This window comes from Okeania sp. SIO2B3 (genome assembly GCF_010672525.1).
Classification (GTDB): Bacteria; Cyanobacteriota; Cyanobacteriia; order Cyanobacteriales; family Microcoleaceae; genus Okeania.
Map to the genome: position 1 here is coordinate 186,673 of NZ_JAAHGH010000005.1, position 15,519 is coordinate 202,191.

11 protein-coding genes and 1 tRNA gene are annotated in these 15,519 nt (G+C 36.1%); 5 read left to right on the top strand and 7 right to left on the bottom strand.

The annotated features are described in order from the left end of the window. Positions 1-1,404: 1,404 nt before the first annotated feature. A tRNA-Ile gene (locus F6K15_RS06420) sits at positions 1,405-1,477 on the bottom strand. 186 nt (positions 1,478-1,663) lie between these two features. Here F6K15_RS06420 and F6K15_RS06425 point away from each other — a divergent pair. Beyond that, on the top strand, positions 1,664-2,332 hold the full coding sequence (locus F6K15_RS06425) for a hypothetical protein (protein ID WP_293058532.1): 669 nt from the start codon (positions 1,664-1,666) through the stop codon (positions 2,330-2,332). Positions 2,333-2,670: 338 nt separating this feature from the next. Continuing rightward, positions 2,671-4,197 carry a hemolysin family protein gene (locus tag F6K15_RS06430; RefSeq protein ID WP_293058535.1) on the top strand — a complete coding sequence of 509 codons (1,527 nt, stop codon included), beginning with the start codon at positions 2,671-2,673 and terminating at the stop codon, positions 4,195-4,197. Between the two features lie 341 nt (positions 4,198-4,538). On the opposite strand, the gene queF is transcribed toward F6K15_RS06430, so the two are convergent. Further along, positions 4,539-4,958 carry a preQ(1) synthase gene (gene queF, locus F6K15_RS06435; RefSeq protein WP_293058538.1) on the bottom strand — a complete coding sequence of 140 codons (420 nt, stop codon included), beginning with the start codon at positions 4,956-4,958 and terminating at the stop codon, positions 4,539-4,541. A 151-nt stretch (positions 4,959-5,109) separates the two neighbouring features. Between queF and F6K15_RS06440 the strand changes: the two genes are divergently transcribed. Continuing rightward, complete coding sequence (locus tag F6K15_RS06440) at positions 5,110-5,706, top strand: hypothetical protein (RefSeq protein WP_293058541.1); 597 nt, start codon at positions 5,110-5,112, stop codon at positions 5,704-5,706. Between the two features lie 1,155 nt (positions 5,707-6,861). Here the strand turns inward: F6K15_RS06440 and F6K15_RS06445 are convergent. The 3 genes from F6K15_RS06445 to F6K15_RS06455 form a co-directional block, all read right to left on the bottom strand. After that, entirely contained in the window at positions 6,862-6,987 is a 126-nt protein-coding gene (locus F6K15_RS06445; RefSeq protein ID WP_293058544.1) for a hypothetical protein, read from the bottom strand. 58 nt (positions 6,988-7,045) lie between these two features. Beyond that, on the bottom strand, positions 7,046-7,489 hold the full coding sequence (gene speD / locus F6K15_RS06450) for an adenosylmethionine decarboxylase (RefSeq protein ID WP_293058548.1): 444 nt from the start codon (positions 7,487-7,489) through the stop codon (positions 7,046-7,048). A 142-nt stretch (positions 7,490-7,631) separates the two neighbouring features. Further along, a complete protein-coding gene (locus F6K15_RS06455) occupies positions 7,632-8,687 on the bottom strand; it encodes a pentapeptide repeat-containing protein (RefSeq protein ID WP_293058551.1) in 1,056 nt (351 codons plus the stop codon). A gap of 1,006 nt (positions 8,688-9,693) precedes the next feature. Between F6K15_RS06455 and F6K15_RS06460 the strand changes: the two genes are divergently transcribed. Both F6K15_RS06460 and F6K15_RS06465 read left to right on the top strand, forming a co-directional pair. Then, positions 9,694-10,710, top strand: coding sequence for a CHAD domain-containing protein (locus F6K15_RS06460; protein WP_293058554.1), 1,017 nt, complete (start codon positions 9,694-9,696; stop codon positions 10,708-10,710). A 466-nt stretch (positions 10,711-11,176) separates the two neighbouring features. Further along, positions 11,177-11,833: a Crp/Fnr family transcriptional regulator gene (locus F6K15_RS06465; RefSeq protein WP_293058557.1), complete on the top strand. Its 657-nt coding sequence runs from the start codon at positions 11,177-11,179 to the stop codon at positions 11,831-11,833. A 963-nt stretch (positions 11,834-12,796) separates the two neighbouring features. Here the strand turns inward: F6K15_RS06465 and F6K15_RS06470 are convergent. Together F6K15_RS06470 and F6K15_RS06475 are read right to left on the bottom strand one after the other, a co-directional pair. After that, positions 12,797-13,978, bottom strand: coding sequence for an FtsW/RodA/SpoVE family cell cycle protein (locus F6K15_RS06470; RefSeq protein ID WP_293058560.1), 1,182 nt, complete (start codon positions 13,976-13,978; stop codon positions 12,797-12,799). Positions 13,979-14,165: 187 nt separating this feature from the next. Beyond that, a complete protein-coding gene (locus F6K15_RS06475) occupies positions 14,166-14,645 on the bottom strand; it encodes a GNAT family N-acetyltransferase (RefSeq protein WP_293058562.1) in 480 nt (159 codons plus the stop codon). Positions 14,646-15,519: the final 874 nt, after the last annotated feature.

The window sequence follows — 15,519 nt, forward strand, 5'->3', positions numbered from 1 at the left end:
TAGCCTTTACAGCGGTTTTCCTGCACGGTAGACCACAGTAGGGACGTTCCATGGAACGTCCCTACAAGGTTTGAAATGTGAAGATGTGGTTCATCAATTTGAAAAGCGCTGTAAGGAGCGAAAAAAAGTGCAACTTTTTCAGCTTGAGCTATCAAAAAGTTCGGATAAAAGGCGAATAATTGCCAAAAAATCAAGGGACAAATATATCCGACTACCTCCTCGCTCATTCCCCGTTCCTCCTGAATTCTGAGTTCTGAGTTCTGACTCCTACCCCTGCCATGCATACTTTTTCAGCAAACCCTAATTACACCAATGCTACCGAATTTGATATTATCTCTGCATTGAATGGAAGTAGATCGGCAAAACAGAAACCACATTGCTGTCAATTCATTTTATTAAGCTTCTAGGCAAAGCCAAATTCTTAATTCCAAAATACACTAAATTTTACTTTTGAGCAATCAAGGCTGTATTATTTATCTATCAAGATTTTCAGCTTTTTCTAGAGGGGTAGGAAATAGAGGTGCTATCGCATCTTTTTTCGCCCTAAATTGCACCCTAAAAAGGGATGTTGAACTAATTTTGCTAATTTTATTTTAAATAACTAATGTTTAATTTTATTTTTGATAAATTTTAATTATGTTAGTATTTATACCTACTTATCCAAGACATAGACAAGTTTAAATAAGTCAAAATGATAGCAATTATAAATAATGCTGATATTTGTATCTGGATTTTTTCCTGACTCCTGAATTCCGACCCCCGATCATTTATGCTTCATTTTGAAACACGAAATGTATATCATCACATCACACTCAGATAGAATTATGTTATAATATAAAACTGCTCACACTGAGGTGTCACTGCGACCTTTGCAGATCGTAGAAGAAATTGACGCTCGTTGGCGTACTGTCGGGGGTTGTTTTCAACCTAGATAAGTGCCACTCAAGTAGTAAACCGCGCCGATGCGAGGTTTGGGAATCTCCCGTTATAATCCTATGCTTTATAAACATCTTTAATTAACATAAAATGTAGACATTATAGACAAATTATGTATAAGTCTTCAAAAGGGTTTTTCCTGAGAAAAAATGTATTGAAAAGCATATTAATTTGGATAAGTTAAGTAGTTTTGCCAAGTTTTATTGACTATTTCTCCCTTCTCCCCTGCTCCCTTCTCCCCTTCTCCCCACAAAGTTTTCAGGAGTTCCTGCTCGGGGATAGCGTTATCATTGAGGTATTTAACGGGTGAGGATGTCAAGAAAACGGGATAAGTTAAACATTAAAGCTAGTTCCCTAAATCTAGCTTTGTAAAAAAACAGCAAATTTTATCGAAAATAGAAAATACTAAAACCCTTTAAGGAGCAAATATTTTATTCTATTTCCAGGAATTAATTTGATTTAGTTGTATGCGCCCTGCTGGAATCGAACCAGCCTGAAAGCGAATTATGAGCTCGCTGCCTCCCCAATCGGCCAAAGGCGCTTATTTCTAACTTTACCTCTATATAGTAACATCAAGCTAGGTTGAGGTTTTCTGAGATAAGTGAATCTATTATAACATAGTTTCTTGAATTAAGTAAAAATTTTGGACGTAAATATCCATAAATTTATACTAAGATATAGTATATCATAACAGAAAACAATATTATGCCTAAGAAATAAAAAAACTATGAATTCTAGTATTGTGCTAACTCTAAGCTTACTCACCTTAATGTTTGGTGCAGGTTTGAGTAGTGCCTCTTGGGGATTTAGACTAGGCAGGGAAGCTTTAAAAGGAATTACTCAACCAGATACTCGTCCTACTAATAATTTAGCAGGTGCTAGAGACAATTCAAGTCGCCAAGAAGGATTGGTCTTTTTAGAAGAGGAAAAGGTTATTGCCAGTGTGAAAAATATTATCAGAAATGGTGGAGTAGTTGAGGATAAAACTACTAAAAAAGACTCCCAGAAAAAACAAGCCAAGGTAGAATCTGCTGAAGAAAATCAATCCCAACAAAGTTTTCCAATTGTGAGTAGTGATGCTGGAGTAGCTCTAGAAGTTAATGATGTTCGTAGATGGGGTAATTCTCTAGTTTTAGATGTCAATTTAAAAAATGATGGAGACAGATCTGTAAGATTTTTGTACAGTTTTTTGAATGTTACAGATGACCAGGGAAGGTCTCTCAGCGCAAGTACAGAAGATTTACCAGGAGAATTACCACCAAATGGTAGAAGATATTATGGTATTATTACGATTCCAATTGCCTTATTAGATAATGCTAAACAACTTTCCTTGGAACTGACAGATTATCCCGATCAAAAGTTAGATTTAAAGATGTCTAAAATCAAAATAGATTAGGTGAATTAGGGATGTTTTGAGTGGATTGTTAATTAGATGAAACAGCGGTCTATGAAATAAATAAGTTAATTCATTTATCATTTATAGATTAGATGGCAAGAGAAAGCAAAATTTAAATTTTAACTTTGAAGAGCAAAGAAATCTAATAGACATCTTCAATAATAACAATCAAATCAATGATTGCACATAAATCATCAATTATTTCCCCCTAATTCCTACTCCCTATTCCCTATTCCCTCTTTTGGAGGAGATTTCTAATTAAGTTGCCCAAGATTTAATGGTATGTATAAATTGTAAGTATTAAACATGAAAATGTTCAGAGGTCTGAGGCAGAATCAATGGCAGTAAGTTTGGGAGAGATGCCAAGCTTAGAAATCCTGACATCGGCAGAGATAATATCGCGACTTTTGTCAGTCTTTCTGCTAATTACCATCAATGCCTTTTTTGTGGTAGCAGAATTTTCTATAGTTTCTGTGCGTAGATCCCGCATTAATCAATTAGTAGATGCAGGAGATGTTCAAGCCAAAATTGTTCAAAAACTTCAAAAAAATATAGACAGACTACTCTCAACAACTCAGTTCGGTATTACTTTATCTAGTTTAGCTTTGGGTTGGATTGGTGAAGGAACTATGGCAGTTATTGTTAGAACTGCAATAGTTGAACTACCGCTACCTATTCATGTTAGTCAAGCGATCGCTCACTCCCTAGCTATCCCAATTGTCACTTTTTTTATTTTGGCTTACCTGCAAATTGTACTAGGAGAATTATGCCCAAAGTCAGTAGCACTATTGTATTCAGAAAAGTTATCGAGATTATTTGGTCCTTTGAGTCTAGCTATCTCTCGCTTCTTTAATCCATTTATTTGGGTCTTAAATCAATCTACTCGTTGGTTATTACGACTGATAGGAATTAAATACACTGATAATGTCTGGAAAACACCAGTTACCCCTGAAGAATTACAATTAATTATCTCTACTTCTACTGAATCAACTGGTTTAGAAGCAGAAGAAAGACAGTTACTTAGTAATGTCTTTGAATTTGGGGAAGTATCAGCTTTAGAAGTCATGGTTCCACGCACCAATATAGATGCTATTTCTAGTACAGCTAGTTTTAAAAATTTGTTAGATGAAATTAAGATATCTGGTCATTCTCGTTATCCTGTAATTGGTGAGTCCATAGATGACATTCAGGGTATTATAGACTTTAAAGAATTGGCCCAACCTTTAGCACAAGGTTTATTATCTCCACAAACCTTAATTATATCTTGGATTCGCCCTGCAAGGTTTGTATCCGAACAAATGTATTTAAGTGAGTTATTATCATTGATGCAAAGAATGCGTCAAATTCCAAATAGTCGTCAGCACCCAGAAATGGTCATAGTAGTAGATGAATTTGGTGGCACTGCTGGATTAATTACGCGAGAGGATTTGATTGCTGAAATTATCGGTGGTAATAGTTATCAAGTAACTGGTACTGAAGAATTTACTCTACAAATGTTGGACGATCAAACTTTCATTGTGCAGGCACAGTTAAGTGTAGAAGAAGTTAATGAACTATTGAATTTAGATTTACCTCTAACTGAGGATTATCAAACTTTGGGAGGATTTTTGATTTATCAGTTACAAAAAATACCTACTGCAGGAGAAAAATTATGGTACGAAAATCTTGAATTTACTGTTATTTCTGCTGAAGGTCCACGTCTAGATCAAATTAAGATTACTCAATTGGAAGAGTTAGAAAATGAGCAAATTGTTAATGCTTTTTTAGAACATGAAGAAGAAGAAAAAATTAATCAAACTCCATCAGATGAACTAATAGATAACTCAGTTTTTCAGTCTGAAATTGACCCTCAAGATATGAACTAAAAGCTTTATTTGAGCAATTTTTCTTGTTATAGGAGGAGGATAAATTTGATATTTATCCCCATTTTTGTTCTTTAGTTACTTTTTTCTGCAAGTTATAGTGCTGTGATTACTTATCTAGATTTTATTTATTGGCGTTGCTGAATGGTAATGATTTTTAGACTAAGTATCAATGCAAAACAGTAAGTTTTTCAATTTTACCTTCAGCTACTTATATCATGTCTCATTAAATAACTGTAATAAACAATCTTTCCCCAACCTTCTAGGGAAGTTGCATGCAACTTCCCTAAATTGCAGTGAATTAATGTTACTTGATATTACCATTACATTTCAGCAACGTATATTTATTTATAATGTTCAACTTCAATAGTAGTATGAACATTTCCTCGTGGAGAAAAATTAGTTTTAATTTTTACTTCTAAAGGATCGCAAGCTGCTACAAAATCATCTAAAATTTGATTCACTGATTCTTCATGGGAAATATAGCGCTCGCGATAACTATTAATATACAATTTCAGTGCTTTCAATTCTACTACTCGTTCATTTGGAACATATTTTAGGTCAATTGTGGCAAAATCTGGATAACCAGAAAAAGGGCATTTACAAGTAAATTCTGGCAAAGTAATATTAATCTCATAACGTCGTCCAACACGAGGATTAGGAAAAGTAATTAACTCTCCTTCTGATATATTTCGTTCTCCATATAATGGTTCTTGTGTACTAAACTCTTGAGAAAGTTCATGGTTAGTTTCAGAATAATTCATAGATATTAATTAAATAATCAATAATTTGGAGATTCAAGTTTATATAAGTAAATATTTTTCTTTGATTGTAACTTGACGAATTTCTGTTTTATTGCTCTAATTTCACTAATTATCCGCCATAATTATTGAAAAATATCATAATGGTAACATAATGCAAAATACTAGCGCATCTAGTCAGATGGGACATAATTCCGAAAATAACTACTCTCCATCTATACCTATTTCTGTATATAGAGAAGCTACTGCTGAACTACAAGCAACTCAAATCAAGCTAGAATCACTCAAAGTTCATAATGAGCAGTTAATTCAGCAAAATCAAAAACTCAGAAGAGAATTTGAAAAAGTTATTCAGTCTGCGACACAGTTACAAGAAACTCTGAATTCTTCCCTGCTAGTAACTCAAGTAACTCAACCTCAAGTACCTTCTTTTCCCAGCTCTGGACCTAGGGTAGATACTTTTAGAGATAACTCTTTTAATTCTGATAATTCTGATTTTGAGGTGGATGCTCCTGAAACATCATCTGCCTCACCTTCTCTACCATTTACCGAGTCTAAAAAAGCAGATCCAGATTTTCCAGAGTATCTATTTACAGAAGAACCAGATATAAGTCGCTACAGCAAAACTTCTAATTCCACACAAGTATCTGACCTGAATGGAATTTGGTTAGTAGTTGCTATTTGTTTGATTGTAATTGCTGCATTTGGTGCTGGATATTGGGTTGTGCGCCCAATTTTAAATCAGCGATAATGCTCCACCTCGCGACCGCAATAACCAATTATCATCCAAGAAATTACAGAATCAAATACATTATTATAACCTATAATCCCACGACTAAAACCGTGGGGTTATATCATGTCCGGATAATTAGTGACAAAAAAAACTTTCTCCCTTTAAACCTTTGTTTCCCTTCAGCATAGCTGCCTTCCTTCCTCCTAAGTGTAACTATTCAAGCGGACATGATATTATTAACTCAAACCAGGCATATATGTACTTTAGTTAAAATTAATTTAGATTGACTGTTCGTCCTCTTGCTAAACTCGTTTGTTTGACATACTCCAGTCCCTGAAGCAGGTTGGTTCTCCCAGACTCGCCAGGGATTAGCTGGACTATTAGACCCCTTAACTGTTTCTACTCGCGCAGTAGTTATCCAAATACAGGACTCTCCTCAGTTGTTCAGGTGGTTAGCCTGAGTTTTGGGATGTCCGACCATACTGTTTTACTAGAAATACAGTTTGATTAAATGGTTGGTACTTTGTTATTGACATCTCCAGGGGTTGAAACACCCTTGATTCTGTGGTTAGTCCACCGCAAATGGGACGGGGCGTTTTAAGTGCGGAATTTACTTCCGCACGCAGCCCCTCATAAATCCACAATTGCTTCAAGTCTATCAACAAACTCCTATACTCCTCGACATAGAACAAAATCTAGCTGTGAGCTTACTTTTTTTTTGAATAGCTTTCACGAGTGGTTTTACTCAAAATGTTGGAGCAATCTTCTCGCTGCTCTAGCTGCCTGCTTGCTTTTCGATGCCGAATGCGGAGCTAACAGCCGTCGTAGGAAGCATTTTCCCCGTCTCCTGTCCACCGGAGTTTCACCGCAAAGCGCGGTCATGTCATGGCGACAAACCTTGTTCTTACTTACTATTCCTAAGTATAGAGTATAGCAGATTTTTACTACGGGTTAAAACCCGCGTGTCGTTATTCAACCAGCCGTTAAAACGGGCGCTGCGTACTTCCTCCCGTTATTTTTTTAGGTTTCTCTAGCTGTTTTGACTGTACCTTTACCACAACAGGTTATTAGTTTTAACCCTCTTGGACTCTTTACCTCTAGATGATTTGGCGTTGCTGATTTGAGGTATTATATCATATCCGCATCAGAGGGCGAGCAAAAAACTTTCTCATTCTACTCCTGTTTACTTCTTCTTTCTTCCCTTCTGACTCGTTCCTCCTGAGTTACCCTCCTGGGAGGGGTTAGGGGTGGGTTGACTCCTAAGTAATTAAGATTAATATCATACAGGCTATTGAGCAACGCCGATGATTTATCTAGCCGACGAAGTAGAGGATTAGGTATTGCAACCAGTCCGATCTTAACACAAACTCGCCCTGGAACGGCAAGGCTTTAAGCCCTGTTTTTCGGTAAAACTGTTAACATGATCTTTTGTAGAAGTATCTTGGACTCCCATCTCAGGGTCAAAACCGCGCTTTATCTCAGTCAACTTTATTTGTTTAGCTTGGAGAGCGGTTTCTAGAATCTCTACAGCTTTATGGGGGTTTCCATGACCACAAAAGAATAAGTCAGCAGCAAAGTAACCTAACTCAGGCCATGTATGGATGGCAATATGAGACTCTGCCAGTGTTGCCGTCGCAGTTACTCCATGAGGGCTAAACTGATGAACACATAAGTCTATGAGAGTTGCTCCTCCTGCTGTAATTGCATCAATTAAAGAGCGACGGATACGTTCAGGATCGTTGAGCAGCCCTGCAGGGGACTGCCAGGCATCAACGACTAGATGGGTTCCCAATTGTTTCATTCTACGCGGTTATACCTCCACCCGATTAAGGTCTCCAATATATTAGTTTATCACAAAATTTTTGAATTCTGAGTAATCAATGTAACCACTTTTGGAGAATTTAAGTCAAGAGTTAGATTTGCTCCATAAATCTATTTTAACTCTATCTGTGAGTTGAACCATTGGGCATAATTGCTTCTGTTAAGCAAACATCCTCAAGAGCAGAAAGATTTAAACTAGACCCAATCAAGTTAGCACGACACAGGCAAGCTTTTTTTAAATCAGCACCTTTAAGAGATACTAGCAATAAACCAGCACCATAAAGATTAGCTTTCTGTAAGTTAGCACCTCGCAAATCAGCTTCCAATAGATTTGCCCCTGAGAGATTGGCAGCTTTCAAGTTAGAACCTCTTAAGTTAGCTTTGCTCAAGTCCACAGCTCGCAGGTCTGCTTGTTGAAGATTAACACCATTAAGATTAGTATTTCTAAGATTTGCTCCTTGTAAATTAACTCCAGTCAAATTTGCTCCACTTAGATTAGCATTGCTCAGGTTTGCTCCCTGTAAATCTGCCTCAGTTAAGTCAGCAGCGCAAAGGTTGGCCTCTGCCAAAGTTGCTTCTGTTAAATCTGCCTTAATTAATTTTGCACCACTGAGATTTCCTCGTTGTAGATAAGCTCGAATTAGACTTGCCTGATTTAATAAAGTGCCACTTAGGTCTACCTCACTCATAATTGCCCGATTCAAAGTGGCCTTAGTTAAGTCTGCGCCACTGAGAATAGCACGGCTGAGAGTAGCTCCTGTGAGGTTGGCTTGAGTCAGTTTTGAGCCATTCAGCAAACAAGTTCCGACCATGCTGGTGCCAATTAGAATAGCTTCTGTTAAATCTGCTTCTGAAAAAATAGCCCCACTCAAAATTACTCCAGTTAAGTCGGCTTCAATAAGAGTAGTTTGAGTAAAGCTCGTAGCGCTCAAATTAGCTTCAATTAACTTAGCTTCAGAGAGATTAGCATTACTAAAATCTGCACCAATAAGATTAGCTCCAATTAGTTTAGTTTTAGCTAGGTAAGAATCTTTGAAACTAGCATTACTTAAATTACTGCGATTAAGGTTAGCTGCACCTAAATTCACTGCAACTAGGTTAGCCCCTTGAAAATTTCTTTCTCCTTTGGAGTGTCTAATTAATAGTTCATTTGCGCTTAAAAGCTCGCTGACATTCATAAAATAAATCTGTTAATTTATCTAGATTTGTGTTGATTTGTTTGATTTCCTCTTGAATTGCCAAAAATTAAGTTTAAAAGATTCTATATTTGGTTAAACTTTCAACAGAAATTATTTTTTGTTAATGCTAAACAAAGTTTGTCGGCGCAGCCGCGATCTGGGATGTCCTAGTGGTCTGTCAAAATATTATTGACGGGTTTGACCCCCCCTAACTAAACTAACCTTAAAAATAGGGAAGTTAGAAAAAAGCTATGGACAGAATTGCTTTGACAGACTACTGGTTTGAATAGGTTCATCAGTCTTGGATAATAGAACTTTACTCCATGACTAATTACTATTTGTTGTATTGATCTAATTACAGGAGTTATGTGCTGGCATCCTTGCAGTCTAGAGACCCTTGTGTGGCTGCGGGTCTGTTCAGCTAGTGTCACCCCCCTGATAGTTCGTGGGACAACTAGATTGCAGGTTGTGATTAAGCTGCACAATAATTAAGCTACCAGGTTCGTCTGAAGCTGAACCTTGAGTATCTGATGTTCTTATACTGCATTTATTGCTTATATCTACTTGATCCATCAGTGCCTAATTTTTTTGAAATTGGCTGCTTCGTTAGTAAAAATGATAGCTGACAATTGATGATTAGACAAATTTTTGTTAAATTAGTCTAAAATATTTTAAATATAAAGATTTTAATTGATAAAAAGTTTTTTTTATGATATATTAAACATTTTTTTAATCGCTTAAAGTCTGGCTCATATCAAGTCGGATTGAATAACCATTATCAAGCTTGCTTCTCCGAATATTATAGAGACGTTGTCAAGGCAGGAAAAGGTTTGAAACTCAACTTCCTTCTACTTAATGTAGTAAGTGGAAAACTGCTGTAAAAGAGGTGAGGCAGCAGTAAATAGACAAGGAAATTTGTTTAAAAGCAACAAGAAGTGTTATTATAAAAGTTTTTCAGAATATCGTAGACGTAACTGCAAAAGTTGAGTTAGGGTTTTAATTAACTATGACAACACAAGTATTGCCGAAAGTAAATAGTCTTGGAGACTGGGCATCCTTAGCTTTTGAAAAGCATTTTCAGAAAACCCTCAGACATGAACCAGAGGTACTCAAAGATCAAGACCCAGAGGAACTACATCAAATGCGTGTGGGTATGCGTCGCTTGCGCTCTGCTGCTCAAGGTTTTAGGCCAGTTGTCACTTTGCCGAAAGCAGCTCAAGACCAAAAGATTGGTAAAATTGCTCGTTGTTTAGGAGGTTTAAGAGATTTAGATGTTCTTTTAGAAGCGCTTCAAAATCGCTATCAACCAAATTTACCTCCTCAAGAACAAGCAGAGTTAGAAAAGGTTATGCAGCGGTTACGAAAACAACGTCGTCAAGCTTTTAAAAAAGTACGAGGAATACTTGGAAATAAGAGTTATCTAGTGTTGAAGCAGAAATTGCAGGAATGGTTAGATAACCCAATTTATACAAATATTTCTTGCCTACCTATTCAAGAGGTATTACCAGATTTATTATTACCTGAAGTTAGTAAATTACTTCTTCATCCTGGCTGGTTGGTTGGTATTGAAACAGAGGATTTAGAAACAAGTGATAATCAGGATTTTTTACTCAAAAAAACTAATTCTAAGCATCAAGTAGTCAAAATTAATAATGATGTTTCTTCTATAAACATTAGCGATCTAGATGAGGAAAATCTACATAGTCTGCGTAAGGAAGTAAAGCGGGTTCGTTACCAAATGAGTTTATTTACAGAATTTTATGGTCCGACTTATGAAGCTTATTTAAAAGATATGAAAGAAATTCAGGAATATCTCGGCGATATTCAAGATTCTGCTGTGTTAAGAGAATTTCTGGAAAATGTTTTGCAATCTAAAATTGATAAGGTTCTTCCTACCTTAGAGAAGCAACTACAACAAAATTGGCATCAAGCATGGCGAAAATGGCAGATTTTGCAAAGACGATATCTTAATATTCAAGTTCGACAAAATTTCCGCTCTGAATTATTGCGACCTGCGGTCTAAATTCTGGTAGATTAGACTTCTTGTAGAGGTCAACGAAAAAACAAAACAAAAATGAATAAGTGAATATTTTATTTTTACTTTTGCAAGAAGTTTATTTATCCAAAATTGGTAGTAGGTAAAGATTGAGTAAAAAGCAGAAAATATATATATAGGGTTTCTCCAGTTACTGAAGTACAGTTGTTTTTCTTGTTTTCTATGACCTACGGACGTTGTATGCAACGTCCCTACTCCCTACTCCTGCGCAACAAAGGAATTTTGTACAGAAACGCTTCTTGGGAATTTCTATATAAAATTTACCTCATCAAAAAAAATATTTTTGTGTCTATTGCCTTTGTGAGTTGGGTAGAATGATAGTAAAAAAAGTTTAACCTATTACTAATCTTTTAATTACCTAATCTTTACCTTGTTAGGATAGGGTAAATTTTATGTATATAAAACCAGTATATGTAAACTTGAATTTATAAATATGGCTCAAACTTCTAGAGCAATTATAGAGAATAATCAGTATAATAAAAGTTCTGAACGTCATCTACACTTTTTTAATAAAGGAGAAACAATACCTTTAATGCCGCAAGGTCTTTGGCAAATTTGTCAGGGTTTAGTGCGACTCAGTACTCTTTATCCAGTAGGGGAAGAAGGTCTACTTGGATGGGGTGGACCTTCTATGTGCTTTGGCAGTTGTTTTTCCCACTTGCAGACTTATCGGGCAAATGCTTTGTCAGATGTTTGTTTAATGTGGTACACGATGATTGAGATAGAGGCTTCCCCAAAATTAGCCCAAGAAATTTTACCCCAATTAGGAAGACGATTTCGACAAACAGAAGCTTTGTTAGCGATCGCCGGACAACGACGAGTAGAAGACCGTCTCCATCAATTATTACTATTATTGAAGCAAGAATTTGGCCAGCCTGTGACTGATGGTACTCGGTTAAGTATTCGCTTGACTCATCAAGATATTGCTGGTGCAATTTGTACAACACGAGTAACCGTCACGAGAATTCTAGGAAAATTACAACAGCAAGGATGGATCGATAGAGATAAAGACCGTCATCTGATATTAAAAAATGAAGCTTTCGCAGGCTTATCAGATTTGTTTGGATTTGTCAGTAACAATAATTACTAAACTTACTCAAATAAATTTTTGGTATGAATTTGAAGAAGGCAGAAGGAAAAATTGCTTCTGGATAGTCTTCGACCTGCTGTTGACGGTGGGGTATTAAACCTGCAAAAGATAAAGATAAGAAAAATTATTAAACGTCTCCACAAACCAAAAAATTCAATCTATTCCTATCCATACATTATCAATTATTTTTCTATTTCTCCTTGTTTCCTAAATCCGGTTTTCCCTCTCTTCTAGAGATGTCTATTAGAAATCACCAATAATAAAAAATCAAATCAATTATTGCACTCTTATTTAGGGTTTGCTTATGGAAAGTCTTTTTGCTGGGGTAGGGAGTAGTTATACCAATTTGATAAATGTTTGTTACAAATATTTGGACTGCTTATAGTAGTCATTAGTCAGTAGAAGCTGCTATTATCATCATTTTTTACCATTAAATTAGTAAGCATTCAGCATTCAGCCATCAGCCATCAGCTATTTATTTGAATTTTAAAGAAAGCCTTGATTAATGAAGTAAATTGAATTTTACTATAAAAGCTGACTTTTAAAGGCTATATTTATTAAAAACCCTTCCTTAAGATATTAGATATTATTGCTGAGAGCTGACAGTTAATAGCTGAATGCTTACTTAAATTATCAATTGTAATACCTTGTACATTTAGATGAAAGATTTTAGTTGACGCTTATTATTCGTAACATTCTTTTTTCAAACTGGTATTAGGACGTAGAATAAATGGGAATTACAGAGTCAGTGGCCTAAAGAATAGTCAGAGTGATTTTTCGGCTGGCTGCTTCCCAAAAATGCTCACTTTTTTAACTTAAGCTTCTTCTAAGCTCATACTTTTTTCAGACATAAAAAGCCTAAAACCAATATCAGTCAATGCTTTGGCATTTAATCAGCAAGCCCTATTTATCAATTTTTTCCCCTTACTTCCTACTCTCTACTCACCTCTTTTCCGGAAATGTCTATTGCCCATAGCGTTGCCTTCGTAAGCGACGTTCTTTCAATATTAAAACATCTGCCTGATTTTCTTCTCTGGCTACTCTAACTAATAATCCAGCTAGCAACAAACTACCAATCATTGAACTACCGCCATAACTAAACATTGGCAATGGTAAACCTGTAGTTGGCAGTATCCCAGTCGCAACACCTATGTTCAAGAAAGACTGACCTACTAAAGCTATCATTACTCCAATGGCTACAAGTTGATGTTCCATTCTAGTAGCTTTGAAGGCAACTCTCAAAGCAATAATACTGTATGTAGCTAATAACAGTAACAGTAATAAGGCTCCCACAAAACCAAACTCTTCAGCATAAACAGAAAATATAAAGTCACTATATGGAATAGGAAGAAAATGTAGCTTTTGCTGAGATAACCCGAAACCACTACCCCAAATATCTCCAGAAGCTACTGCTAGTAAACTTTGAATTAACTGATAACCGTCCCCCATTGAATCTGCCCAAGGATTTGTAAAAGAAAGAACTCGCCTCCTCTGATAATCATTAATGCTGACGCTAATGGTAGCTAAAAGAAATCCAGCTAAAGCAATACCTCCCAGATAAAAGTAAGGTAGTCCTGCGGCAAAGGCAATAAACCATAGAATCATACCACATAAGGCAGTGGTACTTAAGTTTGGTTGTAGTAAGATAGATGCTAGGATCAAAGAAAAAGTACATAACCAAATTATCCTCACTAACCAAGTCAAGCGACTCCATCTGCTATACAAATGAGCTGCTTGTAGCACCAAAAAAGGTTTCATTAGTTCAGATGGTTGAATAACTACTGGGCCTAAAGATATCCAGCGAGTTGCACCATTAATTGTAGTTCCTATTCCTGGTATCAGAGTGAGAAGTAGGAGAGTGAGTATGAGAATTAAGCCTATTTTGGCAGTTTGCAGCATAGTGGATAAGCGGGTATAAACAACCACATTAAATCCCACCATTCCTGCTAAGGCCCATATTAACTGTCGTTTAAAAAAGTATAGACCGTCTCCATATTCTGTTGCACCACTGGGATAGGAAGCGGAAAACAATACTACTAAACCGATAAATAGCCAGAGAAATGTTAACCATCGTAATAGTCTAGCTTCTATAGCCCATGTTTGGACTTTGGGGTCGAAAAAGGGAATGAGATAACGTAAATCCATATTATTAGGTATAGGTCTTAGGTGTTAGGTGATAGGTGTTAGGTTGTAGGTAAATTTTTCTCATCTAAGGCTACAATCTTAATTAATTTACTGTTTGTGTCTATAGTAAAGAATAGGTTAGTTAGGATTTATGCTGATAATAAACCTTAGACAGGAAAACTTTTTTCCCACTGTTGCCTGTTGCCTGCTATAGAATTTTTTGATAAATGCGATCGCAGCGTTTTGTCTCTACTCCAGTTGTTAAGTGATAACCGTTATTTTCATATAATTTAACAGCTTCTTGTAATACTGTTGCTGTTTCTATCCAAATTTCTTGAAATTTACATTCTATAATTCTGTTTTCTAATTCTTTTAATAGAAATTTTCCTAAACCTTGATTTCTGACTTCTGGTAATAAGTACATCTTTCTAATTTCGACTGCTTTATTACCTCGTGAAATTGGATAATATGCGGCAGTGCCTAATATTTTTTCTTGTTTTTCTACTACCCAAAATTCTCCTCCTACATTTTGATAAAATTTTTCTACTTGCAAGACATCTCGATCTGCATCTTCGGGTTCCCAGTTTAAACCATATTCTGTCAGAACAGAACCGATAATATTTGCTACTATTTGACGGTCATCTGGTTGCCAATTTCTAATTACAAAATCACGATAATATTTTTTCATAATTTGAGCAGGTTTTAGGTGATAGATTAAAGCTTTTATCTTTATCAGAAAAAGGTTATGTAGCAATCTTATTTGAGTTGTGAGATATTGTAGATTTTAGGGAACAGGGAACACCGAAGCAAATTATCACAAATGATTTAGAATTGCTATATAGAAATCCCAAATAATTTGTAAAAAATCAAAGGATATATATAGACTCTGAAACTTTTACCGAATAATTAAGGTTGAAAGCCTCTCCTTTTAAGGAGAAAAAAGCGGTCGTTTGCTTCGCAACGCTGACGCGAAACGCGACAGCGGAACGGAGTTCTCTCTTCGCAGCTTCCCGTAGGGTGGGATGGCGAGGTCTCCTCGCTGTCCGACCATCGACCAAGAGAAGAAAAATTTTTCCTTTTAGTCAATCCTCTTCTTTTCAAGGAGGGGTAATTATTAATTATTAATTGTTGAACTCCTCAACCATTTGTTTACCCAGAGCTATAAAATCTGATAACTTATAGCTGATATAGAATCCGGTTATATATATGTTCATAATTTTATCTAGACTTCAAGCTTCAAATCTCCCCATCTCCCTATCTTCCCATCCCCCTCAAATATACAATTAAGTGTTTAGCCTAATTTTATATGAGGGTTTGGAGACAAAATGAGGGGTCAGACCCTGAACTGCAACGTTGTAGTTATGAGCAGGAGTTAGAACCGAAACTGCAACGTTATAGTTATGGAAATTTTTGGATGATATAGAATCTGGTGATCGAGACAAAATGAGGGGTCAGACCCTGAACTGCAACGTTGTAGTTATGAGCAGGAGTTAGAACCGAAACTGCAACGTTATAGTTATGGAAATTTTTGGATGATATAGAATCTGGTGATCGAGACAAAA

What these genes read in the sequence shown, in the direction of transcription:
- F6K15_RS06460 (WP_293058554.1), top strand. Translation starts at nt 9,694, where the DNA reads ATGACAACACAAGTATTGCCGAAAGTAAATAGTCTTGGAGACTGGGCA.
- F6K15_RS06455 (WP_293058551.1), bottom strand. Translation starts at nt 8,687, where the DNA reads ATGAATGTCAGCGAGCTTTTAAGCGCAAATGAACTATTAATTAGACAC.
- F6K15_RS06440 (WP_293058541.1), top strand. Translation starts at nt 5,110, where the DNA reads ATGCAAAATACTAGCGCATCTAGTCAGATGGGACATAATTCCGAAAAT.
- speD (WP_293058548.1), bottom strand. Translation starts at nt 7,489, where the DNA reads ATGAAACAATTGGGAACCCATCTAGTCGTTGATGCCTGGCAGTCCCCT.
- F6K15_RS06475 (WP_293058562.1), bottom strand. Translation starts at nt 14,645, where the DNA reads ATGAAAAAATATTATCGTGATTTTGTAATTAGAAATTGGCAACCAGAT.
- queF (WP_293058538.1), bottom strand. Translation starts at nt 4,958, where the DNA reads ATGAATTATTCTGAAACTAACCATGAACTTTCTCAAGAGTTTAGTACA.
- F6K15_RS06470 (WP_293058560.1), bottom strand. Translation starts at nt 13,978, where the DNA reads ATGGATTTACGTTATCTCATTCCCTTTTTCGACCCCAAAGTCCAAACA.
- F6K15_RS06425 (WP_293058532.1), top strand. Translation starts at nt 1,664, where the DNA reads ATGAATTCTAGTATTGTGCTAACTCTAAGCTTACTCACCTTAATGTTT.
- F6K15_RS06430 (WP_293058535.1), top strand. Translation starts at nt 2,671, where the DNA reads ATGGCAGTAAGTTTGGGAGAGATGCCAAGCTTAGAAATCCTGACATCG.
- F6K15_RS06465 (WP_293058557.1), top strand. Translation starts at nt 11,177, where the DNA reads ATGGCTCAAACTTCTAGAGCAATTATAGAGAATAATCAGTATAATAAA.